25 protein-coding genes are annotated in these 22,839 nt (G+C 63.2%); 6 read left to right on the top strand and 19 right to left on the bottom strand.

Annotated elements, in window-relative coordinates; translation table 11 throughout:
- The first annotated feature begins 32 nt into the window (after nucleotides 1-32).
- Both QMO80_RS25890 and QMO80_RS25885 read left to right on the top strand, forming a co-directional pair.
- Nucleotides 33-2,438: a serine/threonine protein kinase gene (locus QMO80_RS25890; protein WP_283201180.1), complete on the top strand. Its 2,406-nt coding sequence runs from the start codon at nucleotides 33-35 to the stop codon at nucleotides 2,436-2,438.
- A 235-nt stretch (nucleotides 2,439-2,673) separates the two neighbouring features.
- The gene (locus tag QMO80_RS25885) at nucleotides 2,674-2,985 is read left to right on the top strand and encodes a DUF982 domain-containing protein (RefSeq protein WP_283201179.1); all 312 of its coding nucleotides are present in this window, start codon (nucleotides 2,674-2,676) and stop codon (nucleotides 2,983-2,985) included.
- 441 nt (nucleotides 2,986-3,426) lie between these two features.
- On the opposite strand, the gene QMO80_RS25880 is transcribed toward QMO80_RS25885, so the two are convergent.
- From QMO80_RS25880 to QMO80_RS25870, 3 genes are read right to left on the bottom strand one after another with little or no spacing between them, the layout of a single operon-like run.
- The gene (locus QMO80_RS25880; protein WP_283201178.1) at nucleotides 3,427-4,038 is read right to left on the bottom strand and encodes an ATP-dependent Clp protease proteolytic subunit; all 612 of its coding nucleotides are present in this window, start codon (nucleotides 4,036-4,038) and stop codon (nucleotides 3,427-3,429) included.
- A gap of 44 nt (nucleotides 4,039-4,082) precedes the next feature.
- Entirely contained in the window at nucleotides 4,083-4,442 is a 360-nt protein-coding gene (locus QMO80_RS25875) for an SRPBCC domain-containing protein (protein ID WP_283201177.1), read from the bottom strand.
- Entirely contained in the window at nucleotides 4,439-4,753 is a 315-nt protein-coding gene (locus QMO80_RS25870) for a helix-turn-helix transcriptional regulator (protein WP_283201176.1), read from the bottom strand. Before QMO80_RS25870 ends, QMO80_RS25875 begins: the two co-directional genes overlap by 4 nt.
- Before the next feature lie 278 nt (nucleotides 4,754-5,031).
- On the opposite strand from QMO80_RS25870, the gene QMO80_RS25865 reads away from it, so the two are divergent.
- Entirely contained in the window at nucleotides 5,032-5,412 is a 381-nt protein-coding gene (locus tag QMO80_RS25865; protein ID WP_283201175.1) for a pentapeptide repeat-containing protein, read from the top strand.
- Between the two features lie 755 nt (nucleotides 5,413-6,167).
- Here QMO80_RS25865 and QMO80_RS25860 read toward each other — a convergent pair.
- Nucleotides 6,168-6,353, bottom strand: coding sequence for a 4-oxalocrotonate tautomerase (locus tag QMO80_RS25860; protein WP_003594927.1), 186 nt, complete (start codon nucleotides 6,351-6,353; stop codon nucleotides 6,168-6,170).
- A 125-nt stretch (nucleotides 6,354-6,478) separates the two neighbouring features.
- Between QMO80_RS25860 and QMO80_RS25855 the strand changes: the two genes are divergently transcribed.
- Nucleotides 6,479-7,363, top strand: coding sequence for a LysR family transcriptional regulator (locus QMO80_RS25855; protein WP_283201174.1), 885 nt, complete (start codon nucleotides 6,479-6,481; stop codon nucleotides 7,361-7,363).
- Nucleotides 7,356-7,574 (top strand): hypothetical protein, encoded by a 219-nt coding sequence (locus tag QMO80_RS25850; protein ID WP_283201173.1) that lies wholly within the window; start codon nucleotides 7,356-7,358, stop codon nucleotides 7,572-7,574. Before QMO80_RS25855 ends, QMO80_RS25850 begins: the two co-directional genes overlap by 8 nt.
- A 210-nt stretch (nucleotides 7,575-7,784) precedes the next feature.
- Here the strand turns inward: QMO80_RS25850 and QMO80_RS25845 are convergent, their stop codons facing one another.
- From QMO80_RS25845 to QMO80_RS25825, 5 genes are all read right to left on the bottom strand, one after another.
- Nucleotides 7,785-8,117 (bottom strand): GYD domain-containing protein, encoded by a 333-nt coding sequence (locus QMO80_RS25845; RefSeq protein WP_071091803.1) that lies wholly within the window; start codon nucleotides 8,115-8,117, stop codon nucleotides 7,785-7,787.
- A gap of 57 nt (nucleotides 8,118-8,174) precedes the next feature.
- Nucleotides 8,175-8,423: a hypothetical protein gene (locus QMO80_RS25840; RefSeq protein ID WP_283201172.1), complete on the bottom strand. Its 249-nt coding sequence runs from the start codon at nucleotides 8,421-8,423 to the stop codon at nucleotides 8,175-8,177.
- Nucleotides 8,424-8,488: 65 nt separating this feature from the next.
- A complete protein-coding gene (locus tag QMO80_RS25835; RefSeq protein WP_283201171.1) occupies nucleotides 8,489-9,103 on the bottom strand; it encodes a cysteine hydrolase in 615 nt (204 codons plus the stop codon).
- A 53-nt stretch (nucleotides 9,104-9,156) separates the two neighbouring features.
- Nucleotides 9,157-9,831 (bottom strand): glutathione S-transferase family protein, encoded by a 675-nt coding sequence (locus tag QMO80_RS25830; RefSeq protein ID WP_283201170.1) that lies wholly within the window; start codon nucleotides 9,829-9,831, stop codon nucleotides 9,157-9,159.
- A 50-nt stretch (nucleotides 9,832-9,881) separates the two neighbouring features.
- Nucleotides 9,882-10,640 carry an SDR family NAD(P)-dependent oxidoreductase gene (locus QMO80_RS25825; protein WP_283201169.1) on the bottom strand — a complete coding sequence of 253 codons (759 nt, stop codon included), beginning with the start codon at nucleotides 10,638-10,640 and terminating at the stop codon, nucleotides 9,882-9,884.
- A 170-nt stretch (nucleotides 10,641-10,810) separates the two neighbouring features.
- Between QMO80_RS25825 and QMO80_RS25820 the strand changes: the two genes are divergently transcribed.
- On the top strand, nucleotides 10,811-11,710 hold the full coding sequence (locus QMO80_RS25820) for an AraC family transcriptional regulator (protein WP_283201168.1): 900 nt from the start codon (nucleotides 10,811-10,813) through the stop codon (nucleotides 11,708-11,710).
- 66 nt (nucleotides 11,711-11,776) lie between these two features.
- Here QMO80_RS25820 and QMO80_RS25815 read toward each other — a convergent pair whose 3' ends face one another.
- The 10 genes from QMO80_RS25815 to QMO80_RS25770 form a co-directional block, all read right to left on the bottom strand.
- Nucleotides 11,777-12,547, bottom strand: coding sequence for an SDR family NAD(P)-dependent oxidoreductase (locus QMO80_RS25815; RefSeq protein WP_283201225.1), 771 nt, complete (start codon nucleotides 12,545-12,547; stop codon nucleotides 11,777-11,779).
- Nucleotides 12,548-13,330: 783 nt separating this feature from the next.
- A complete protein-coding gene (locus tag QMO80_RS25810; protein ID WP_283201167.1) occupies nucleotides 13,331-14,206 on the bottom strand; it encodes an FHA domain-containing protein in 876 nt (291 codons plus the stop codon).
- A gap of 2 nt (nucleotides 14,207-14,208) precedes the next feature.
- Nucleotides 14,209-15,111 carry a type II secretion system F family protein gene (locus tag QMO80_RS25805; protein WP_283201166.1) on the bottom strand — a complete coding sequence of 301 codons (903 nt, stop codon included), beginning with the start codon at nucleotides 15,109-15,111 and terminating at the stop codon, nucleotides 14,209-14,211.
- The gene (locus QMO80_RS25800) at nucleotides 15,111-15,974 is read right to left on the bottom strand and encodes a type II secretion system F family protein (protein ID WP_283201165.1); all 864 of its coding nucleotides are present in this window, start codon (nucleotides 15,972-15,974) and stop codon (nucleotides 15,111-15,113) included. Before QMO80_RS25800 ends, QMO80_RS25805 begins: the two co-directional genes overlap by 1 nt.
- A gap of 10 nt (nucleotides 15,975-15,984) precedes the next feature.
- A complete protein-coding gene (locus tag QMO80_RS25795; protein WP_283201164.1) occupies nucleotides 15,985-17,883 on the bottom strand; it encodes an ATPase, T2SS/T4P/T4SS family in 1,899 nt (632 codons plus the stop codon).
- A gap of 20 nt (nucleotides 17,884-17,903) precedes the next feature.
- Nucleotides 17,904-18,842 (bottom strand): Flp pilus assembly protein CpaB, encoded by a 939-nt coding sequence (locus QMO80_RS25790; RefSeq protein WP_283201163.1) that lies wholly within the window; start codon nucleotides 18,840-18,842, stop codon nucleotides 17,904-17,906.
- Nucleotides 18,839-19,753 (bottom strand): hypothetical protein, encoded by a 915-nt coding sequence (locus tag QMO80_RS25785; RefSeq protein WP_283201162.1) that lies wholly within the window; start codon nucleotides 19,751-19,753, stop codon nucleotides 18,839-18,841. Before QMO80_RS25785 ends, QMO80_RS25790 begins: the two co-directional genes overlap by 4 nt.
- Nucleotide 19,754: 1 nt before the next feature.
- Entirely contained in the window at nucleotides 19,755-20,432 is a 678-nt protein-coding gene (locus QMO80_RS25780) for a TadE/TadG family type IV pilus assembly protein (RefSeq protein ID WP_283201161.1), read from the bottom strand.
- Nucleotides 20,404-22,044, bottom strand: coding sequence for a TadE/TadG family type IV pilus assembly protein (locus QMO80_RS25775; protein ID WP_283201160.1), 1,641 nt, complete (start codon nucleotides 22,042-22,044; stop codon nucleotides 20,404-20,406). Before QMO80_RS25775 ends, QMO80_RS25780 begins: the two co-directional genes overlap by 29 nt.
- Complete coding sequence (locus QMO80_RS25770; protein ID WP_071091753.1) at nucleotides 22,041-22,838, bottom strand: TadE/TadG family type IV pilus assembly protein; 798 nt, start codon at nucleotides 22,836-22,838, stop codon at nucleotides 22,041-22,043. The genes QMO80_RS25775 and QMO80_RS25770 overlap by 4 nt, the downstream gene beginning before the upstream one ends.
- Between the last annotated feature and the right edge of the window lies 1 nt (nucleotide 22,839).

Here is a 22,839-nt window from a genome sequence, read left to right as displayed (position 1 = left end):
TGGAATGCCAATGATTGCAGGGAGACATGTGCATGAGAAGTGATCTGATCGCCCGCTACACGATCGGCGAGCCGGTCTATGAGAACGAGTTCATCGTTTATCCCGCTCAGGACAAGCGGATGGACCATGCGGTCTTCATCGTCGCCCCCGATGTGGCGCTGAAACTGGACAAGGCGCGTTTCGAGCGGGTCTGGACCTCCATCAACGAGGCGAAATCGCTGACCGCACGGCGCTTCGTCGAAATCGAGGACCTGATCCCGCCGTCGCCGGAAGACGATAATTTCTACATCGTCGAGAAGCGGCCGTCGAAAACGCTGCAGCAGTATCTCGACGAAACCGAGATGGTGGCCTATGAGCGCGCCGCCGAGATCGGCCGCCACATCCTCGAAGGCCTGGCGACGCTGCACGGCGCCGGTTACGCCCATAATGCGCTGACGGACCAGTGCATCTATGTCTCCGAGGATTATTCCGGCCTGTCGGTCCGGATCGGCAACCTGCACCTGATTTCGAAGATCGGCGAACACATCATCCCGCCCTATGTGCCGGAATTCGGGGCGCCGGAAATCTATGCCAGCGGCACCTTCTCAGCCTCCGCGGCCCTCGACATCTACGCAATGGGCATGATCGCCTACAAGCTCTTCCTGCCGCGGCAGACCTATAACAGCGTCTTCGACAGCGTCATGGTCTGGGAGGACGAACACCAGCGCGAGCAGAGCTGGAAGAACATCCATCTCGATCCATCCAACGTCTTTCCCCGCCTCGACGTGCTGATCCCCGGCTTTCCCGAAGGCCTCGCCAGCCTTGTGGAACGGATGCTGAGCCGCGACCCGGCCCAGCGCCCGCGCACCGGCGCCGATGCGCTCGGCGAATACACCAGGGTGACGACAGGCATCCAGCCGATGTCCTGGGATCCGCGCGGCGGCATGCCGCAGCAGCCCGAGGCGGCGAAACCGAAAAAGTGGACGCCTGTCAAAATCTCGATGATCGCAGCGCTGCTGTTGATCTGCATCGGCGTCGGCGTCGTCACAATCCCAAAACTTCTTCGCCCGGATCCGAAGCTCGTCGCCGATGTCGGCACCTGGAAGAAGGAGGCCGAAAGCCGCAAACAGAAGGCGATCGCCGCCAAGGCGCCGGAGCGCCCGGCCAGTGACCAGGCCAAGCTTTCCTATGACACCGGTGCTGCGGCGCTGACTTCCGCCGATGCGCTGCTGAAAGATGAAGACTATGAAAAAGCCCTTCCGGGCTATCAGTCTGCCGCCATCAATCTCGGCAATGCGCTGATCGCCATCGCCAGGGAAAATGCCGAGAAGGCGAAAGCCTCGGCGTCGGCTGCCGGCGGCGACAAGGCGCCGAGCTTCGCCGAGGCCGACGCCAGGATGAAGACTGCCGCCGACAGCGCCGCCGCCAAGCAGATGCACGGCGCCGTCGAAAACTACGATGCATCGAAAACCGCTTTCGACGATCTCGCCAAAGCGCTGACCGCGCTGACATCAGCCGAAAAGGATGCGGCGACCAAGCGCGAAACGGTCAACCGCATCGGCGCCGGCGATAGCCCCGACGTCGCCAAGGCGAGCGGCCTGATGGCGGAGGCAAAAACCAAGGCCGAGCAATGGCAGATGCCGGCGGCGACCGCAGGCTATGGCGACGCCGCCAAACTTTTCGACGCCATCATCGCCGACGTCATGGCGTCGAAGGACGAGGCGACGGGCCTGAAGCAGAAGGTCGCCGATCTCAACGCCTCGATCGCGACCCGCGCCGGTGCCGCCGATCCGACGCTTGCCGCACTCGCGCCGAAAATCGGCGAGGCCGATGGCCGCTATACCGCGGAGGCCTATAAGCTGGCGGTGGTTGCCTACAAACCGATCCTTGCCGATCTCGAGGCGCTGTCGGCGCGCGGCTTCTGCCCGGTTTCCCCGACGCTCGCCTTCGAGACCGTGCCGGCGGGAAGTTATTCGCTGGAGAATGTCCGGCTGATGACCGCCTCGATGAAGGAGCTCGGCGGCATGCTCGGCGTTGCCAATGGCGCCGTGAAGGTCGAAAAATCCTTCTGCATGCAGGCCAAGGCCGTCACCCGCGCCGAGATGGCGGCCTATTACGCCGCCAACTCCGATCCCGCCTCGGCACAGGCCTATGCCGACAATCCCGAGCAGCCGGCCGACGACGTGCCGCTGGCCGTGGCGCAGAACTATACCGCCTGGCTGTCGAAACAGCTGAACGCCCCCGTCCACCTGCCGTCGGCAACCGAATGGATGGCCAGCGCGACCAAGATCGCGACGGAAAAACTGCCCCACAATGGCGACATCCTCCTGCAATGGAGCGCCACCCCCTGCGAAGCCGGCGGCAACGTCGCCTTCATGGCGCAGGAAGGCTCGACCTTCGTCGTCTGCTCGGATGCTTCGGCCGGCGGCATCTTCCGGGTCACCGCCGAATTGCGGTGAATGATCGAAAGGGTGGAGACCGAAAAGCAAAGCGGTCTGCCGCGCGTCAACCGATGCAACCCTTGTCGGCGCAGGGCAGGGCGCCTCGTCAAAAGGTCGTAGAGCGCCTTTTTTCCTGATTCGGCAACCTCGCGCTGAGGCGGTACGCTTCACCAAATTTCAATTCCAACTTTCATAAAATTCGGTATATTAGAGATGGGGACTGCAGTATCCCCACCTTGAGGGGTCGAGGACAATGTGCTGGAATACATCAGCAGCATTCACGCCGGTCGGTTTTGCTTTGCGAGGTCCGGCATCTCGCAAGATCGTATGGACGCTTGGAGACGCGGCGCGTCTCTTGATGAACGACTGGCCTTTCGATGACGGCGAAGAATATGTGGCTGCCGTCAAAGCCTGCGTCGACGCCATCAGCGGCAAAATTGCCCCGGAACAATTCCGGGAAGCGCTTCTGCGTGCGGCCGAAGAGGCTGGTATCGCGGCTCTCTGTCTCGTCCCGCAGGGCGTGGCAGCACGACGCCCGGACCTGCCGTCGAAGGCGCGAAGATAACCCGATTCCGATGTCATGTTTGCGCCAGCAGCAGACATCCACGCGTGGATTAATCGTCGTTGGCGCCGTGCCCGTGGCCCCCTCATCCGACCCTTCGGGCCACCTTCTCCCCGCTGGGGAGAAGAGGGAGATTGCCGCTCGCCATCGGTCCCATTGGAGGAGGTGCCTTTGAGCAGGCGGGTTCGTGTGGCAGTTTCGGCGCGCCTCGCTCCCCTCCTCTCCTCAGCGGGGAGAAGGTGGCCCGCAGGGTCGGCTGAGGGGGCCACACGGCACGACTTTCATGATCTCCAGCGATCTTTGCTCCATCCTCCGCCATCAGTCGTGGCCTGGGTCCTCGGCTCAAGGTCGAGGACGACGGAGAGTGGGGTTGGCTTCTCGCCAAACTCGGCCCGACTTTCCCAGCCGCATCCAGGATTAAATAGGGATTCTTGCGACGGGGCCCTACTCATCGGCCGGGGCTTCGCGGACCTGCATGATCTTGTCGATCAAGCCCCATTCCAATGCTTCTTGCGACGTCATGAAACGGTCGCGGTCCATAGCGCGTTCAAAATCCTCATAGGAGCGCCCGCAATGTTCCGCATAGAGCCGTGTCATACGCTGCTTTGTTTTCAGGATTTCCTCGGCGTGAATTTGCATATCGGACGCCTGCCCCTGAAAGCCGCCTGATGGCTGGTGGATCAGGATGCTTGCATTTGGCAGGGCGGCCCGCTCGCCCGGCGCGCCCGCCATTAGCAGAAACGATCCCATGGAGCGGGCCGTGCCCATGCAGAGCGTATGAACCGGCGCGCGGATGTAGCGCATGGTGTCATACATGGCGAGGCCGCTGGTCACGACGCCGCCCGGCGAGTTGATATAGAGGTAGATGGGCTTTTTGGGGTTTTCTGCTTCCAGAAACAGGAGCTGTGCGCAGACGAGGGCCGAAACGGTGTCGTTCACCTCGCCATTGAGGAAGACAATCCGCTCGCGCAGAAGCCGGGAATAAATATCGAATGATCGTTCTCCCCGGCTGGACTGCTCTACGACCATGGGGACGAGCTGCATCGCTTCGCGCATCGGCGACCTCCAAACTTCCAGAATTTAGGGTGAGGCTCGCCGCGTCAGGCGGCGAGCATGAGGAGCGGGCTGTTGCTGTTCGCGGCCGCCTTCGCCATTCGGTCGAGCCTTACATCCGTCAGTTCGTGGACGATCCGAAGGCAGGTTCCGCCCGTCGCGTTCGGTGTGATCGTGAACGTCACGGTGCTTTCAAGGAATGGTGGGCTGTCGTCGCGTAGCTTGTAGCGGACTTCATGGCCGGGAGTGACGGTGATCGCATCGGGATCGGCCAATGCCTCCTTCGGCAACCACCTTTCCCGAAGTTCGGGATTGGTGACAGCGCGCCAGACCTTTTGCGGCGGATCGCCCAGGTCAAACTCCAGCTCGACGCCGCTATCCTGCTCCTTGGTCTTCCCTTCGTTCATTGATCCATATCCTTCAGCAAGACTTTGAGTGCTGCGATACGCTCCGGCCAATAGGCGCGGTATTTTGCGAGCCACTGGGCGATGAGAGCCAACCCATCGGGATCGACCTCGTAATTCACGAAACGCCCCTGCCGTTCTTCCCTCACGAGCTTTGCACTGCGCAGAACCGCAAGGTGTTGCGACATCGCCGACTGGCTGATCTCCATGCCTTCACGCAAGGCGCTGGCGTTCATGCTCCCCGCCGCCAGCTTCTCGAAAATCGCGCGCCGGGTCGGGTCTGCCAAAGCTCGGAAAAAGTCATTCTCGATCATGTCAACACATAAGCACACACTTATCTGAATCGCAAGCCTGTTTTCGAGACGACTTTCTGGTGTCGCTGCTCTCAGTCTCGTCCCGCAGGGCGTGGCAGCTGTCTATTCCCCAGCGTTGCAAAAGCAGGAAAACAAGTGTCGCCTTTGCCGGGATTTTCGCAACAAACGGCACGGCCAGAATTGGCGTGGGCTCGTTTCGATTCAGGTTCGACGGTCGTAAATGATTGCGCAATCTGGCATCCTTTCCGTGGCAAGCAGGATTGCCGGAGGAAACGATAATGAGCGATCAGCAAGAACATAACCCATTTGATGGCCCTCAGATACAGGGCATGCATTACGAGCGGGCCGATATGTCAGGCGCCAATTTCGATGGTGTAAACCTCGCAGACGCACAGTTCTACGCTGTTTTGACCAAGGCAAAATTCACTGACAGCAATTTAAGCGAAGCGGTTTTTGACGATATCAGCCTTGCGGATGCGCGCTTTAACAACGTCAATCTGTCTGGCGCCGCCATCACGAATGCAAACCTGTCGCGATTGACCATAAGCGGTGTCACGTTGGCAGATTCAGACATTACGGATGCCGATTTGACTGGGATGCGGATCAATGGCGTTCTCGTCACCGATCTGCTCATGGCCTATGAAAAGGCGAAAACCTGAAGGCCATGCACAACGCAGCACTCCCGCTTCCCTCAAAACTTTAGAAAAATTCCGTCGGAAAACTCCCTCGCATAAGTCGAAGTTTTGCGGTCGACTTTTGCGAGGGTCGATGACCGCTTCGGGCCAAAAGGCGACAAGGCTGCTCGCCGCGTCGCGCCAGAAGCGGACGTCCATGGATAGACTAATCGTCGTTGGTTCCGTGCCTGCGGCCCCCTCATCCGACCCTTCGGGCCACCTTCTCCCCGCTGGGGAGAAGAGGGAGAACGCCGCTTCGTCATTGATCCAATTGGTTGAAGTACCTTTGGGTAGGTGGGTTCGTTTGGCAGTATCGACGCGGCTCGCTCCCCTCTTCTCCCCAGCGGGGAGAAGGTGCCCGTAGGGCGGATGAGGGGGCCACACGGCACGCCTTTCACTTATCGCCCTTCGCTTGCGCTCAGGTGAGCTATCTCCAGCGACTTAAGCCCCACCCTCCGTCGTGCTCGGCCTTGAGCCGAGCATCCACACCGCATCCGCCAGCAGTCGCCGGCGTGGGTCCTCGGCTCAAGGCCGAGGACGACGGAGAGTGGGGTTGGCTTCTCGCAAACTCGGCCCGACTTACCCATCAAGGATTGGGCACCCCTTCTCCCCAGCGGGGGTCCGAAGGACGGCTTGAGACCCGTGGCTCAACCCCGGGGGGCCCGAAGGGTCGGATGAGGGCCACGCCGCGCGACTTTCACTATCGCCCTTCGCTGCTTCCATCGCCTGCGGGCCCTCCCTCAAGCCTCGGATTTCAGCTTGCCACCGACCGCCCAGGAATCCTTGGCGATCTCCGTTATCAGGATTTCCACCGATTCCGGCGGGCACGCCAGCGTTTCGACGGCGGCCTTGGTCGCCTCGCGGGCGAAGGCGCGTTTCTGATCGTCGGTGCGGCCGGGATGCATCTGCAGGTGAAGAATAGGCATGTTTTCTCCTTGGTCATGTTGGCAATGTCCGTCGCCTTGGCTCGGACGTGACGACTATGTTGTAAATAATGAGGTTGATAAATAAGCTCCCGGTATCGTCATTCGAAACCAACAGGTAGGCAATCATGGACAAGCTGGCCGGCATGGCGATGTTCGTCCGGGTCATCGACAACGGCAGTTTCGCGGCGGCCGCCGAGATCGCGCAAGTGTCGCCTGCGATGGTCGCCAAGCACATCAAGACCATCGAGACCCGGCTCGGGGCGAAACTGATCCATCGCACCACGCGACGCCATCAGCTGACAGAAGTCGGCCAGCTCTATTACGAGCGCTGCAAACGGGCGCTTTCCGAAGTAGCGCTGGCCGAGGCTTCGGCGAGCGAGCTGCAATCGGCGCCGCGCGGCCGGCTTCGGCTGGTGGCACCCGTCAGCTTCGGAACGCAGATCCTGGTGTCGGCGCTGATCGATTACCAGAACGCCTATCCTGAGGTCAGCGTCGAGCTATCGCTCGACAACAATGTCCATGACCTCGTCGGCGAGGGCTTCGAGCTCGGCATCCACATCGGCCGGCTCTCCGACGACAGCCTGGTCGCCCGCCCGCTGACGCCCTACCGGCGGATTCTCGCTGCCTCGCCGGACTATCTCGCCCGCCATGGCCGGCCGGCCTCGCCGGAGGCTCTGACCAAACATCTCTGCCTCGGCCACTCCTATTGGCGCATGCAGGATCGCTGGCACCTGGTCGGACCGGCAGGCGAAATGCGGGATGTGTCGATCTCCGGAAAATTCTCCACCAACCAGGGCGCGGCACTGCGCATGGCAGCGCTCAGCGGCGCGGGGATTGTGCTTCAGCCGGAATTGCTGCTCGCCGCCGATATCGCCGAAGGACGGCTTGAGCAGGTGCTGCCGGAATGGTCCTACAAGCCTGTTCCGATGTCTCTCGTCTACGCGCCGAACCGCCGGCCGACAGCGATGCTGCGGACGGTGATAGATTTCCTGGTGGGACGGTTTGGGTAGCTCCGCCCGGTCGGCCAATGGCCGTTACAGCGCGGATGCCTATGAGGCCGCAGTCATCGCCTACAAGCCGATCCTTGCCGATCTCGAAGCGCTATCGGCGCGGCTTCTGCCTGGTTTCGCCGGTCCTTGCCTTCGAGACCGTGTCGGCAGGAAGTTATTGCTGAAGAATGTCCGCGGCGGCATGTTCCGGGTTACCGCCGAATTGCCGTGAGCGATCCGAAGGGTTGGGAGCGGAACGGGAAAGCGGTATGCGGCACACACCGGGCGGCATCATTTCTAGATTCGACCGGTGTTCGTGTTCCGGTCTCGCAAGGCAGATCGGATGAAGCTGATCTACTGGGATGGCAGCGGGATTTTTGTCAACTACGACTGGCAGCGGATCGCACATCCGCTGCCAGAAATGATCCAACGAGTGGTCTTCTTATTTTGCAGGGGCTTTGTAGGCAGATGCGATTTTGCCCGCCTTTTCTTGGGCGGCCTTGAATTCCGCCCCCGTGTATGCTCGCACGGTTTTGATATTCGATACTGCTCCCGATGCGCCGACGACAAGAAGTGCGGGGATCAGGTCAACACCGTCGGGAAATTCCGCGACTATCATCCAGTCAGTTTCCCCGGTCGTGACGTAGAAAGAATGCTGTTTCCCGCCTGCTGCTTCCATGATGGCACGGGCCGCCGCTTCCCGGTCCGATGGATCGGCGATCATTCCCTTCGCTGCCGTGGCTGAATAGCACCCTGTGATTATGAACAGTGGCATAGGACATCCTCCCTCAACTATCGGGCAGATCGGGTGATCTGCCGCATATTCAATATCTCACATATAGGCGCCCGCCGCGATCAGATTAAACCGGAGTAAACCGGCGTACCTCGTGAGAAAGTCCCGCGCCGCCCTCTTCTCCGCCGAAACATCGAAACCGAGGATAAGGATGTCGGCGAAACTGCCGGAGGCCGCGCGCGCCACCTTTTCTTTCGGCGGCGCGATCCGGATACCCGCCGCGCATTGATCGAGCGCACACAGGGTGTGAGCGCCGGCCGCGCGCGCCACCGGGCCGGCGACGTGCAACAGCGGTGGCTGGCCGGGAGAACTATGCCCGGCGCCACCTCGGTGGAGCTCGGCATCGCAACGGCTTAAGCCTGCGTCATGAATGCCTGCGTCGTGATCGCATTTGCGTAGAAAGGTGCGATGTCGCTCAGGAACGAGGTCTGCTGTTCCCTGGTGAAGGCCGCCGACGCATCGTAGATGACGTTGGTGTGATAGCCGAGGTCGTGGGCGTTGCGCACGGTCGATTCGACGCACTGCCGCAGGGCGAAGCCCATGACGTAGATGTCGAAGATCCGGTTGTTGCGCAGATAGCTGTCGAGCGTGGTGGCGGCAAAGGCGCTGCCGCCGCCGGTGCGCTCGCTGATGACATATTCGCCGTCGCGAGGCTCGAACCCAGGGAAGAAATCGGTCTGCTCGCCGAGGAACGAGCCATAGTCGCGCACCATCTTGCGCAGCCCGTACTTCCCTTCGCCCAGCACCCGGTAGTTCGGTTCAAGCACCATCCTGACGTGGATGACCTCGATGTTGCGGCGCCGGGCTTGTTCGAGGATCGTCTTCGAATTGACGATCGCGGTGTCGATCTGCTCGCGGTCCTGGAACTGGCCGTTGATGCCGCCGGTGGGGGCCAGCCAGTCGTTCTGGTATTCGATGAGGATCAGCGCGCTCCTGGCGCCGGCTTCGTGGGATAGGTGGTCGGTCATGATGTTACTCCTTTGTTTGAATGATGTTCGGGTGCTCGCCCCTGCGGCCGGCGTCAGGCCGCGAGGAGAGCCTGATGCTGGCGCAGATGCGCGCGGAAGCGTTCGGCATAGTTCTCGATCACCGCATTCCCCACGCTGGCGCGCACCGCCAGCGCCGCCCGCCACGCCGAGACACGCGGGAAGCCTTCGAAGATCGCCTGCGACACGGCGGGGTCGATGATCGCGAAATAGCGGAAGAGCGGGGCGTAGACCGCATCGACCATGCCGAAGGCGGCACCGGCGAAATACGGCCCCGATCCGAGCTCCGCCTCCAGCTTCCGGAGCCGGTCGCGAAACGCGGCCCGCTTGGCGTCCGCTGTCGCCGGATCGGTGGCGTTGAGAAACTGCCAGCCATCGGCCAGCGTCTGCGTGGCGAACTCGATCCACGCGCGCTGCCGGGCGCGCAGCAGCGCATCGTCGGGATACATCGCCGCGCCGCCCTGCGTTTCCTCCAGATACTCGCAGATCACCATGCTTTCGAAGAGGATGGCGTCCTCCTCGTCGGTCTGGTGCACCTTGAGCAGCGGAACCTTGCCGGTCGGCGACAACGCCAGAAACCAGTCGGGCTTGGCCGAGAGGTCGACGTTGATCCGCTCGAACAGCACGTTCTTCTCGAGAAGGACGATCGCGGCGCGTTGAACGAACGGGCAGAGCGGGTGGCTGATGAGTGTCAGGCTGGGGTCGGGCATGATGGCCTCTCGATGTGACGGAAATTCCGGATGGAGGAGCGGCGCAACGGTCAGATCGCCTGGCCGCCCGAGATGTCGAAGGTCGTGCCGTTCGCCCAGCCCATGTCATCGGACAGGATGGCCGCGACCGCGCCGCCGATGTCGTCGGGCTCGCCGACACGGCCGAGCGCGATGGTCCCGGCGACATAAGCGTTCACATTCGCATCGTCGCGAACCACGCCGCCGCCGAAGTCGGTCGCGATAGCCCCCGGCGCGATCGTGTTCACGCGGATCTGCCGCGCCCCCAGCTCGACCGCCATGAACTTGGTCAGCGTCTGGATCGCCGCCTTCGCCGCCGCATAGAGGCCGTAGCCCGCCATCGTCACACGCACGAAGCCGGACGAGACGTTCAGGATGCGCCCGCCATCGGCGATCAGCGGCAGCAGCTTCTGCGTCAGGAAGACCGGGCCGCGCAGATGCGTGTCGATCAGCTGGTCAAACTGTTCCTCGGTCGCGTCGGTCATCAGCGCGTACAGGCCCTGGCCGGCATTGTTGACCAGGAAGTCGAACTGCTCGCGACCGAACCGGGTCTTCAGCATGTCGGCCACCGTCTCGGCAAATGCCGGGAAGCTCGCCGAATTGCTGACGTCGAGCGCGATCATCGCGGCCTTGCCGCCCAGCGCCTCGATCTCCTGGCGCAGCGTATCGGCCTCTGCCGCGCCGCTGCGATAGGTGCCGATGATGGCGACGCCGCGCTTGGCGAGATGCAGCGCCATGCTGCGGCCGAGGCCGCGGCTGGCGCCGGTGATGAGTGCGATCTTTTTGGTCATGGTCTGTCCTTCCTGGAGTGATCTCGCCGGAGTGCCGCACCGCTGCGGCGTCGTTCCGATGCCAACCAGATAAGCCCGGCGGCCCGCGCCCGCCCGCCCAATGCTCTCAATCTATTGCCTGATTGTCTCAGGCTCTTTGCTTGTTCGAAAAACGGTGTCATAGAAGGCTGATGACCGAGCATCTCCAGCCGCATATCGACCTCGCCCTGCGCCACGCGCGATCGGGGATGACCGTTACGCCGATCCGGCGACTGGAGATCGGCGTGGGGCAGGCGACATCAGGCACGTCGCCGTGCCTGTACCGCTCGATGATCTGCTTCATCCTGCAGGGGTCGAAGGATGTGGCGATCCACGACAATCTGTTGCGCTACGACTCCTCGCAGTATCTCGTCAGCGCGCTGGATCTGCCGCTGAGCGGCCAGATCCACGATGCCGATGGCGGCCGGCCCTATATCGCGGTGTCGCTCGTTCTCGACCCCGCACTGCTGGCCGAGATCGCGTCCACCATGCCGCCGGTGCGCGACGCCGATGCGCCCGGCATCGGGATCGCGATCAATCCGATGACCCCGCCGCTGCGCGACACGCTGCTGCGCCTGCTGGCGTTGCTCGACACGCCGGCCGACATTCCGGTCCTGGCGCCGATGGCGGAACGCGAATTGCTTTATCGTCTCCTGCAAGGCCCGCAGGGACGCCTGCTGCGCCATATCGCCCGGCCCGAGGGCGCGCTCGGCCGGATCCGGCGTGCGGTCGAATGGATTCGCGATCACCACAATACGCGGCTGCGGATCGAAGCCCTCTGCGACGCAAGCGGCATGAGCCGCGCCAGCCTGCACCGCCACTTCGTGGCGCTGACAGGGCTGAGCCCGATCCAGTATCAGAAGCAGCTTCGATTGCAGGAGGCGCGACAACTGCTGCTCTCCGGTGACCGAACCGCCTCAGACGTCGCCTTCGCAGTCGGTTACGAAAGCGCCTCGCAATTCAGTCGCGAATATCTCCGGCAATTCGGCGTACCCCCGGTGCGCGACATACGCCAGCTCAGGCAGGCGATCGGCAGCTCGGCAGCGGCGTAATCGGCCATCTTGCATCGTCTGTGGGAGGCTCGGCGGCGGAACGAACGCGGAGGGATGAGGCGGTCGTCAGGCGACGGACCATCCACCGTCCACCAGCAGGTTGGCGCCGGTGATCAGGCCCGCAGCCGGCGATGCCAGGAAGACGACAGCGCCCACCACATCATCGGTTTCGCCGATCCGGCCGAGTGGAATGTGATCGAGCGTCGCTTTGCGATTGCCGGCATCGGAGAGAAACGGTGCCGTGCCATCGGTGTGAATGAAGGTCGGCGATACGGTGTTGACGGTGACATTATAGCGTGCCCATTCAGCGGCAAGGCAGCGCGTGAGGTGATTGATTGCCGCCTTGCTCATGCAATAGATGGCTTCACCGCGTAGCGCCACGGTGCCGGCCTGCGAGCTGATGTTGATGATCCGGCCGCCATTGCGCTGGATCATGTGACGCCCGACTGCCTGCGTCATCAGAAAGGTGCCCTTGATGTTGACATCGAGGATCTCGTCAAGGTCCTTCTCCTCAACGAGTTCTGCGAGATTGCCGGGAGCCACGCCGACATTGTTGACGAGGACGTCGATCCGGCCGAACGTCGCCAGCGCCGCATCGACAGCTTGGGCGATATGGGCCTTGTTGGGAAGATCCAGTTCAACAGCGAGGATTTTTCTTCCCAGCCCCTCGAGTTCGGCAACCAGTCCCGCCGATGCTGCGACATCGCGCACCCCCAAGACAATATCGGAACCTGCGGCGGCACAGGCAAGCGCGCAAGCCCGGCCGATGCCACGGCTCGCTCCCGTCACCAAAGTCACCTTGCCCTCAAGGCTGAAGTCCGGCGCATTCTTCTGCATCATCCTGCCTCCCTCGATGACATCAATTTATGACAGGGTCGGCAGGCGGATGCCAGATATTCCACAAATCACGGGGGTCGGAAACACAGCGCCGGGGTTCAAGAGAGCCTCATCTAAGGTGCCCCGCAGGGGTCCAAGAGAGCCTCATCCTGAGGCGCCCCGCAGGGGCCTCGAAGGACGAGGCGGGTGCGCAGGCGTTGATACATGCAAGAAGCAGCGCTGCGGCGCACTTCGAGGCTTCGCCCTTCGGGCTGCGCTGAGCATGAGGGACGTTGGAGGACGCCGCGCCCCAACAACAGGCGCTTGCGATGCCCTATGCAAATCACGGGCGTCGGAGAATGCAGCGCCGGGGTCCAAGAGAGCCTCATCCTGAGGCGCCCCGCAGGGGCCTCGAAGGACGGGGCGGGTGTGCCGACATCAGGCGCAGCAAACCCAATCGTTGCCGGCTTTGCGCCAGAAGCGGACGTCCATGAAAAAAATGCCACCGAGATCTTTGCCGCGGCGTTGCCTCAGAATTCGCCCCCCTGGGGAGAAGAGGGAGCAAGGCGCACCAACACTGCCCAAACGAACCCACCTGTCCAAAGGCACTCCATCCAATGGAGTCGTTGGCGAAGCGGCAATCTCCCTCTTCTCCCCAGCGGGGGTCCGAAGGACGGGTTGAGACCCGTGGCTCAACCCCGGTCGGTGGCCCGCAGGGTCGGATGAGGGGGCCGCACTTTCACTATCGCCCTTCGCTCATTCCATTGCCGAGTGAGGCTAATATCAGCCCTGCACCGCCAGCCATCACCGCCTTGCCGGCGGCTTCACGGCCGCCCGACGCTGCAGCGCGAACCGCGCCGCCGAGCAGTTGACGTCGGGCACGAGGTCGTAGGTCTGCTGGTAGAGCGTCTGCGCCAGCGTGTTGTTGCCGCGGTTTTCCGAGGCAAGGGCGGCAAGCGCCGTGCGTTTGTAGGCCTCGACGATCGGTTCGGCGGCCTTTGCCAGTGCGACCTCGTCGGCGGGTTCGGCGCTGAGCGCAAGGGCGGCATAGGTGGCATCGCCATCGCGGCCGACGCGGCCGCCGACGGCGCCGTTGAAGCTGGCTTCGGAGACCTGGCGCATGCGCCGCGCATTCTTGATGCAGGTCGGGATGCGGGCGGCCTCGGCGTTGATGCGCTCGGCCGTCGGGCCGCCCTCGGTGCTGCCGCTGTCCGACAGGATGACGTAACCGATGATGCCGACAATGGCGAGATAGGCGAGCCCCATGCCGGCGAGAAACGCCGGCTGCTTGAAGAGAGGCTTCTGCGGCTTGTCGTCTCCCGTCTTGGACACCTCCTTCTTCGGCGCCTCCTTGGCGGGCGCCTTGACGACGAACTGGAATTCGACGTCCTTGCCCAGACGAAAACTGTCGCCTGATTTCAGCGAGGCCGTCTGCAGCAGTGCTTCGCCGCGCAGCATGATCGGGTTCAGCCCCATGCGGCGGATGATGAAGCCGCCGTCGCCCTGTTTTTCGATGCGCGCATGGATCGGCGCCAGGAAGGGATCGTCGACGACGATATCGGCGTTCGAAGCCCGCCCGATCGACATTTCGGGCCGGTCGAGCGCATGGCTGCGGCTCTGGCCGCCGGGGCCGGTCTGCAGCAGGCTGGGTTTGTTTCCGCGAAAGAAGGAAAAGGCCATGATCAGAACATCCCACTCGACATCATCTCGACAATTGCCGGCGCCAGCACCAGAAGCAGGATCGACACGACGATCATCATCGCCGGCATGACGATCTTGGCCTTCAGCTTTTCACTGGCCCGGTCGGCTTTTTCCCAGCGGCGGAAACGCAGGTCGCGCGCATGTTCGCGCAGCAGCTCGACACGGTTGCTGCCCTCGACCTCGCCCTGGATCACCGCACGGATGACGCGGATAACCTCCTCGGCGGTCATCCTGCGCTCCAGGCGCTGCAGCGCCTCGACCATGCCGGTGCCGAGCGCCACGTCCTTCAGCGTCTGGTCGATCTCCTCGCTCATCACGGTGCCGGGGGCGGCCTCGGCATAGAGCCTGAGGCTTTCCGGCAGGGTCGCCTGCGCCTGCTGGGTCATGACGACGAGGTCGAGGAAATAGGGGAATTCGCGCGAAATGCGCTCCTTGCGGTCCTGCATCTTGTCGTCGGCGACCACCCAGAAATAGATGGCGGGGATCAGCCCGAGGATCAGACCGGCGACCAGGCCGCCGATGATGCTGCCGCTGGCAATGCCGAACAGCACCCCGAGCAGGACGAAGCCGAACAGGCTCATGACGAGCAGCAGCGCGATATATTCGCGCCCGGTGACGCCGCCGAAGGGCCGGCCGCCATAGATCAGCTTCTGCTCAAGCTGCGCGCCGTAATCGGCGAGCCACGGCTCGAAATGCAGCAGCACGAATTCGACCGGCGTGCGCATGCCGATGCTGTCGACGATATTCGGCGGCGGCCCGTCGCCGCCGGCGGAGCGGCGCACCACCTGGATGCTGCCGAGCAGATCGCCGATCCACCAGACGAAGAGGGCGGCGGTGATGCCGGCAAGAACGACGGCGATCGGAGCGAGGGGTATCTGAGACATCAGACCGACACCTTCATCATCGAGCGCATCCAGAAGAAACCGGTGGCGTAGAGAATGGCGCCGACGATGGCGATGACGATGCCGATGGCGTTGCCGAACACCTTGTCGATCAGCTCCGGCTGGCCGAAGAAGATCATCAGGATCATGAACAGCGCGCCGCCGTTGACGACGCGGAAATTCATGCGCGCCTGCGACGACGAGGTGGTGATCTTCTGATCGAGCTTCCAGATTTCCTTGAAGGATTTCGACATTTCTGTCAGCGGCTCGGAAATATCGCCACCCTGGCGGGCGAAGAGGCCGAGGGCGGCATCGACCATCTTGAAATGCAGGCTCGGCACGGTGCGGCCGTGGCGGTCGAGCGCCTCGACCAGGCCGATGCCGAGCTTCTGTTCGCGGGCGATGCGCTCGAACTCGCGCGAGGCCGGCATCTGGCCGGTGTCGGCCACCGCATTGACGGCGACGGCGAGCGGCTTGCCGGTGCGCACCGCCGAGACGATCTGGTCGACGGCATAGGGAAGCTGCGATTCGATCTGCAGCCAGCGCCGCTGCAGGAAATAGCGGATGACCGCCTTGGGCAGGAAGAAGGCGACGGGAATGGCGATGACGATGCCGAAGATCGGCCCGAAGATCAGCGAGATCAGCACGAAGACGACGATCGCCGTGATGCCGTAGGCCAGAATCATCGTATAGGGCGGAACGGCATCGCGCCCGAAGACCTGCGCCGCTTCGCTGGCGAGCGCGATATCGCGTTCGGTGGCGCGCAGCAGCGGCGCCGGCCAGCGCACCGGCGCGCCCCAGACGAGCAGCCCCGCCGTCACCGCCCCGAGGGCGACCGTAAAAATCTGCAGAATGCTGATATCCATGGTTTTTCCCTCAAACGAACATGTCGAGTTTTTCGATTTCACCGTCTTCTCCGAACTCGACGAGTTCGGCGACGAAACTCGGCAGGTAGCCGGTGAAGGCATGCACCGCCTGGCCGCCGGCGCGGCCGACGAGATGGAAGATCGGCTCGACGATGACGAGGCCGGTATCCGGATCGATGCCGATCACCTCGGATATTTCGGTCACGGCGCGCCGGCCGCTTTCCAGGCGGTTGAGCTGCACGACGAGCTCGACGGCGGCGACGATCTGCTGGCGGATCGCCATGACAGGCAGCGAGCTCTGGCCCTGCAGCACCATCACCTCAAGGCGGGTCATCATGTCCTGCGGCGTATTGGCATGCGCCGTCGTCATCGAGCCGGCATGGCCGGTATTCATCGCCTGCAGCATGTCGATTGCCTCGGCGCCGCGGCACTCGCCGACGATGATGCGGTCGGGGCGCATGCGCAGCGCGTTGCGCACCAGATCACGGATGGTGACGCTGGTTTCGGACTCCGCCGTTTTCGGCCGCGATTGCAAGTAGACGACATGGATGCCGTCGAGCTGCAGTTCCGACGTATCCTCGACGGCAACGACGCGCTCGCCGATCGGGATGAACTGCGACAGGCTGTTCAACAGCGTCGTCTTGCCGGAGCCGGTGCCGCCGGAGACGACGATGTTCTTGCGGGCCCGCACCGCCGCTTCGAGGAAGGCGCGCATCGGTTCGCTGAGCGCGCCTGCCGTCACCAGCTTGGAGATGTCGAGCCGCGACTTGCCGCCGAATTTGCGGATGGTGAGACAAGCGCCCTTGACCGCCAGCGGCGGGATCACGGCATTGACGCGCGAGCCGTCGGGCATGCGGAAGTCGGCCATAGCCTCGCTCTCGTTGATCGAGCGGTTGGAATCGACGGCGATGCGCTCGATCACCTTCATCAGCTGCCGCTCATTGGCGAAGGCGAACGGATAGCGCTCCAGCAGGCCGAATTTTTCGACATAGATCTCGTCGTAGCGCGTCACCATGATTTCCGAGATGACGTCGAGATCCATCAGCTCCGAGATCGTGCCCCAGCGATACATCAGCTCCTCGATATTGGAGCGCAGATGCATATGGGCGATCTCGTAACGGTCGCCGGCATTGAAGAGCGCCTGCCGGGACTGGAAGGCAGCGCTGAACCGCGTGTCGAGCTGGGCGAAGTCGGCGCGGGTGGATTCGAAATTCAGCTTCAGCTGCAGCGCCGAGATCAGCGCCTTGCCGACATCGAACAGGCGGCGATTGTCCTGCTCCTCGCGCAACAGGCTGGCGGCCGTCGACGAGGCATCGCGCCGGCCGGTGCGGGCAATGCGTTTTGCCAGCCAGCGATAGACGGCGTTCTTGATGACGAGGATGACGAGATCCTGCGGCGCACCGTCGAGCGCCTCCTTGATGAACATGTCGAGCCGTTCGCGGATGCGGTTTCGCGTGTCCTCGCGGCCGAAATCGGAGGATTTGACCAGACGGTCATATTGCGTGTCTTTTAGCAGCCGCTCATGTATCTCCATCTGCAACGCCAGCACCCGCTCCTGGTCCGGAAACTGCGTCACCGCTTCGGCCGCCGCGGCCGGTTCGACCAGTTCGATCGTGACGTTCGGCACCCAGATCGACATGCCGGCCGAAACCGCAACCGGCGTACCGGCCCGCAGCGGCTGGTCGTCGACACGGGTCGGGTTGCGGCCGTGATGCTGCACCGACCAGCCCTGGCCGGATTTGCGCAGCACGAATTGCGGCGAAGAAACGTGGCTGCCGCGCAGCCGCACGACGCCGGCGCCGGCCGGCAGCGTCAGCGTGCTGCTTTCGCCGACGAAATAGGTCTCGTTCGCCGAAAGCGGGATTACCTCCCGGCCGCTGCCATCCTCATAGGAAATCTTCAACAGCATGGCTCACTCCCCAGCGACCGTCACATGCGCGTCCAGTTGATGCTCGGCAGTTCCTCGACGCTATTGTCGGCCGGATTGCGCAGCACCATGTTCAGGCTGCCGTTCGACTGGCCGAGCGCGAAAATCAGCATTTCGGCCTCCGACGGCGTCACCTCAACGGTCACGTTATTGTAGGTGCTGTTGGCCTTGGTGATGGCGCCCTCAGCCGTCGTCGCCGCGCCGACGGCGAGCACTTTGACATTCTGCAGGAAGGTGCGGGTGACGACGCGGGTGCGCGAGCTGATTCCGAGTTTATAATCCTGCGCCTGCTTGCGGTAGGCATTGACGTCATTCTCGTCGGCGCCCGGATATTGGGTGAGATAGTTCTTCAGCATCTGCTCGACCGGCGAGGCGGGCTGGGCCGGAGCCGGCGGCTGGCCGGCCACGGCAGGCGCTTGTCCGGGAACGGCCGGTGCCTGGCCGGGGGTTCCCGGCTGCGCCGCGGCGGCAGGCGCCACCGGTTCGACCGGCTCATCGACGGTGCCGATAATATCGACATAGCTGCCGGGCTCGACGAAGTGGCCGACGGCGGCAGCGGCGTTGACGGGAAGGGTGAGCGCCCGTTTGCCGGGCGCGATCATCGTCGTCAGGCGGCCGCCGTCATTATCGTCGAAATACTGGAAGAGCAGCACCGAGCCGGCCGGAATGTCGGCCGCGGCCGTCCTGTCCTTCAGCCATTCCTGATAGGCGCTGGCCGCAGGCACGGCGAGCTTGGCGAGCGCCCCGAAGCTTTCCGGCAGCATGACCGGTTCGGCAAGCATATCTGATGTGATCGCCTGACCGCGCGTCACCTTCCGGTCGGGCTGGAGCCGCATGAAGGCATAGGCCACCTGCTCGTTCTTGACGCTCTCGGTCCAGAAGTAGAGCAGAACGCCGGTGATCAGCCCGACGATGACGGCCGCGATGAGCTTCCAGTTCATGGTGTTATTCCTTCGACGAAGGGTTGCCTGATTTGAATGACCTCGACGGTCCGGCCGTCGCTCTTGCTGCTGGTGTAGAGAACATTGGCCTCGACGCTGCCGCGCCGGCCGTAAAGGGCAGTGACCCCGCCGCGCTCAGCCGGCGGCGCCTCGATGGTGAAACCATCACGGGTGAGAAGCTCGGCGCGCGCATCCGACCAGCGCACGGCCGACAGCGAGCCTTTCGAGACGACCGTGCGCGAGGTATGGCCCTTGTCGCGGTCGCCGATATCGCTCAGCACCTCGACGCCGGCCGGCGGGCGCAGCGACTGCGGCAGCTTGCTGACATCGGCGGGCGCCGCAAAGGCCGGCAGCGACGACGCCACGTCCTCGAAGCGGCTCATCAGCACCTCGGTCACCGGCGCATCGGCGGGGCGGCGGATCATGATCGAGACACCCGGGATCGGCGCTCTCGTCGAGGAATTTTCCGGGTCCTGCCGTCGGAGATAATCGAGCGCCGCCTCGCCGTCGCCGTCGAAGAAACGAACCACCACGGCAAGGTCGTCGCGGATGCGGCTTACCTTCGGGACGATCAGCATGTTGGCGGCGATGACGGCCGTCAGCTCCTGCCTGTCATTGCTTTTCGGCAGGGCAGGACGGGTATTGACGGCCAGCACCCGCAGCCATTCGTCGGTGATGTCGGAAATGCTGCGATCGCTCTGGTAGGGCGTGAATTCGAGCGGCTGGCCGTTGATGACGAGATCGCGCGGCGAACGTTCCGGCGCGCCGACAATGCCGGCCAGCATCGAATTCAGCGTCGCCCGGAAATCCTTGTAGACCTCGGCGCGGCCCGGCGTGGCCAAGGCGGCGGCAAGCCCGATACCGAACGCGGTGGCCAGAAGATGAACGGAGATGCGCGCGCCCTGTCTCATCCTATTTCGCTCCCGGAAAGACGCCGTCGAACAGATCGCCGGAATCGTCGGCCACATCGCGGATTTCCCGGCGCAGCGTCGGGTCGTAGCCGCGGCGCGTGGTGTCGTTGTTGTGCGAGGCAAACAGCGTTGCATCGTCCACGGTGAACGCATCCTTCCAGCGGATGCTCCTGATCGTATCGAGGTCGTCGGAATCCCTGAACTTGTAGACGCGGTCGGCCGTCGCGGTGACCAGCTGCGGTTTTTCATTGGCGAGGTCGCCGACCATATCGCCGAAGTCGCGGCCGTCGCTCTTCAGCGTGTTCTGGACGTCGTCCCAGACGAAGGTGCGCTGCGGCTCGCCGCCGCCTTCGTGCGAGGGCGTGCGCGAGCAGCTCATGGCGTCGCGTCCGGGCAGCGCCGGCAGAGAGGGGAGTGGAAAGACGTTCGAGAAATCCGAGGTGCAGTCCAGCCCGTTCGCCTCGGCGAAGGCGGCGTTGCGCATCGCCAGCATGGTGCCCACCTTCTTGGTGGAGATCCTGTTGGCATGGATCATGAAGATCACGATCAGCAGGATGACGGGTGCGGCGAGCACGAATTCGATCGAGGCCAGGCCGCGCCTGTCGCGGTGCAGCCGCATCATCAGGCCGCCGGCCGGCGCACCGGCAGGATCAGTGTGTGTTGACGGCAGCCCAGGCATTGGCTCCTCCCTTGTCGAAGACGCGGGTCAGGCCGGTGAAACTATCGGCGGCCGGGCTCTGCTTGATGGTGTTCGAAACCTCGCCGGTATCATCGGCGAGCGTGGCCGGCGCCAGCGATGCGAGCCAGTCCTGCGTATAGAGATCGAAGGCCGTGTAATTATGGACCCAGCTCTGCGCTAGCGCATAGGCGGACGGCGTCTTGTCCTTGAAGATGCGGATCTGCAGCCGGGCCCGCGGCGCACGCGAAACGATCGCCAGCGTCTGATAGTCATCGAGCTGCTCGCCGCCGAAGGGCGTGAAGTTGAAGGGGATGCGGCCCTTCAGCCAGTAAGGCTTGGGGAAGGAGATGACCGGCAGGGCGGCACCTGCCACAGAGATCGCCCCACCGGCCGGCCCGCAGACCTGGTTCCAGATCATGTCGAACTTGCGGGTGAAATCGTTCTCGTCCTTCGTCTGCTTGTCGGAATAGCGCGGCGGAACGTCGATCGGCAGCTGGAAGGGGTTCACGACGCCGAATTCAAGGCCGAAGAACTCCTCTGCAACGAAGAAGCTGGCATCGAGCGTCAGTTCCTCCCACCAGCTGAGATCGGCATATTGCTCGATGATCGCCTTGAACGGGATCTTACTCAGATAGGCCGGTCCGAAGGCTTCATAGAAGATGTAGAAGTTCACCAGCGCATCGTCGATGCCGCTTTCGTGGTTGACGAAGTCGCGGATATGGCTGCCGTCGACGCCGCCGGCGGTCAACGGACCCTTGCCGTTGGGGAAGCCGCGATTGGCGAATTCGCCGCGCATCAGCAGCGGGTCCTGTCCCTCCGTACCCCTGCTCATGGCAAGGCACATTTCAGCATAGGCCGCAGCGGGATTGACGCCGTCGCGATCGACCGGAAGGTTGCCGCCGGCACCTTCTCCGGCGTCGTTGCAGGATTCGCATGGCGGATGGAAGACGACATGGTCCGAGTTGTTCATGCGCACCAGATGCAGGGCTTCGTTGCCGACGCGCTGCGGAAAGCTCTCGACGAGATAGTCGTTGAGATCGTTCATGCCGTCGATGATGTCGCTGGACTTCACGATGAGGCCCCAGGGATCATAATCGATCTGTGCTTTTACCGTGTAGGCAATCGCAAGGCTGGCCTCCGTCGCCCGGAACCCCTGGAACGCCAAGCAGGCGCCGTAGATGATGCCGCCGACGATCGGAACCTTCTGCCAGCCCGGGCAATAGGGCATCGGCGGCATCGGCGGCAGCAGCGACGCCGGGCCGAAGCCCTCGGTGAAGGAGTATTCGGCAAGTTTCGCCAGAATGGCGGTCGAGCGCAGGGCCAGCTCCGCCGTGGTGAGTTGGAAGGCGACCGAGGTCGCCATGACGACGGTGGCCTGCGAGGAGGCGACATTGTTCATCGCCATGATGTTGAGATAGCGCGCTTCCCAGTCGGCATGGACGAGGGCGGCGGCGTCGGCCGTGTCCTGCGTGCGCTGCTTGTCGTAGATCATCTGTCCGGTATTCAGGATCCAGACGATCATCAGGGCGAGCGCGATCGTCATGTAGAGAATGATCGGCGACAGGAAGCCGCGTTCGTCGCGGTGCAGGCGTTTGATGAGGGTCGGTGTCATAGCAGGTTCACCTCCGCCTTCGAGATCGTGTAGTAGCGGCCGTCTTTCCTCTGGCCGCGGGCAAAGACCCAGCCGGCATATTCGAGCAGCAGGAAGCGCGCTTCGACCTTGGCGGTCACCGGCACATGCGGCGAGCGGTTGATGGCGGCATAGAGCGCCATCGGCGCGCGGTCGACGGTGACGGTTACGTTCTGCGGGTCGAACATGTAGCGGGCCTGGTTGCGCATCGCCCGCCAGTTCTTCGAAAGCCCGGAAGCATCGGCAAGGCTTTTCAGCGCCTCTTCCGGCGGCTGGCAGGCGCCGACGCATTTCAACTGGTCGTAGGGGGCGGCCGGGATCAGCGCCAGGCGGGCGGCAAGATCGGCCTTGCCGGGAGCAGCATCGTCATCGCAGGTCTTGGCGTCGATGAAGCTGCGGATGGTGATCGGCAGGGCCGGGCAGAAATAGACGCGGGCGCTGCGGGCCGCCGCATAGGCGGCATAATGGGTGAAGAGGTGATTTTTCGCCAGGATTGCGAACTGGAAGACCACGAACATGAAGAAGACGAAGACCGGCGTGACGAGCACGAAATCCATCATCGTCGTGCTGCCGGAGATATCGCCATGCAGCTCCGATATCCGGCGCCGGCGGGCGGAAAGCCGCGGCAACAGCAGCATCGAGGCAAGCAAAATCATCGCGATCGCAAAGGTGCCGAAGAGCGCGCCGTGATCCTCAGGGATCCAGAAGGTCCGCGAGTGCAGGATCGAACTCCAGAAGGCACCGTCGAAGAGGGGGCGTTCGAGTTCAGCGCGCATT

The organism is Rhizobium sp. BT03, assembly GCF_030053155.1.
GTDB lineage: Bacteria > Pseudomonadota > Alphaproteobacteria > Rhizobiales > Rhizobiaceae > Rhizobium.
This window is presented reverse-complemented; position numbering and strand designations above follow the sequence as displayed.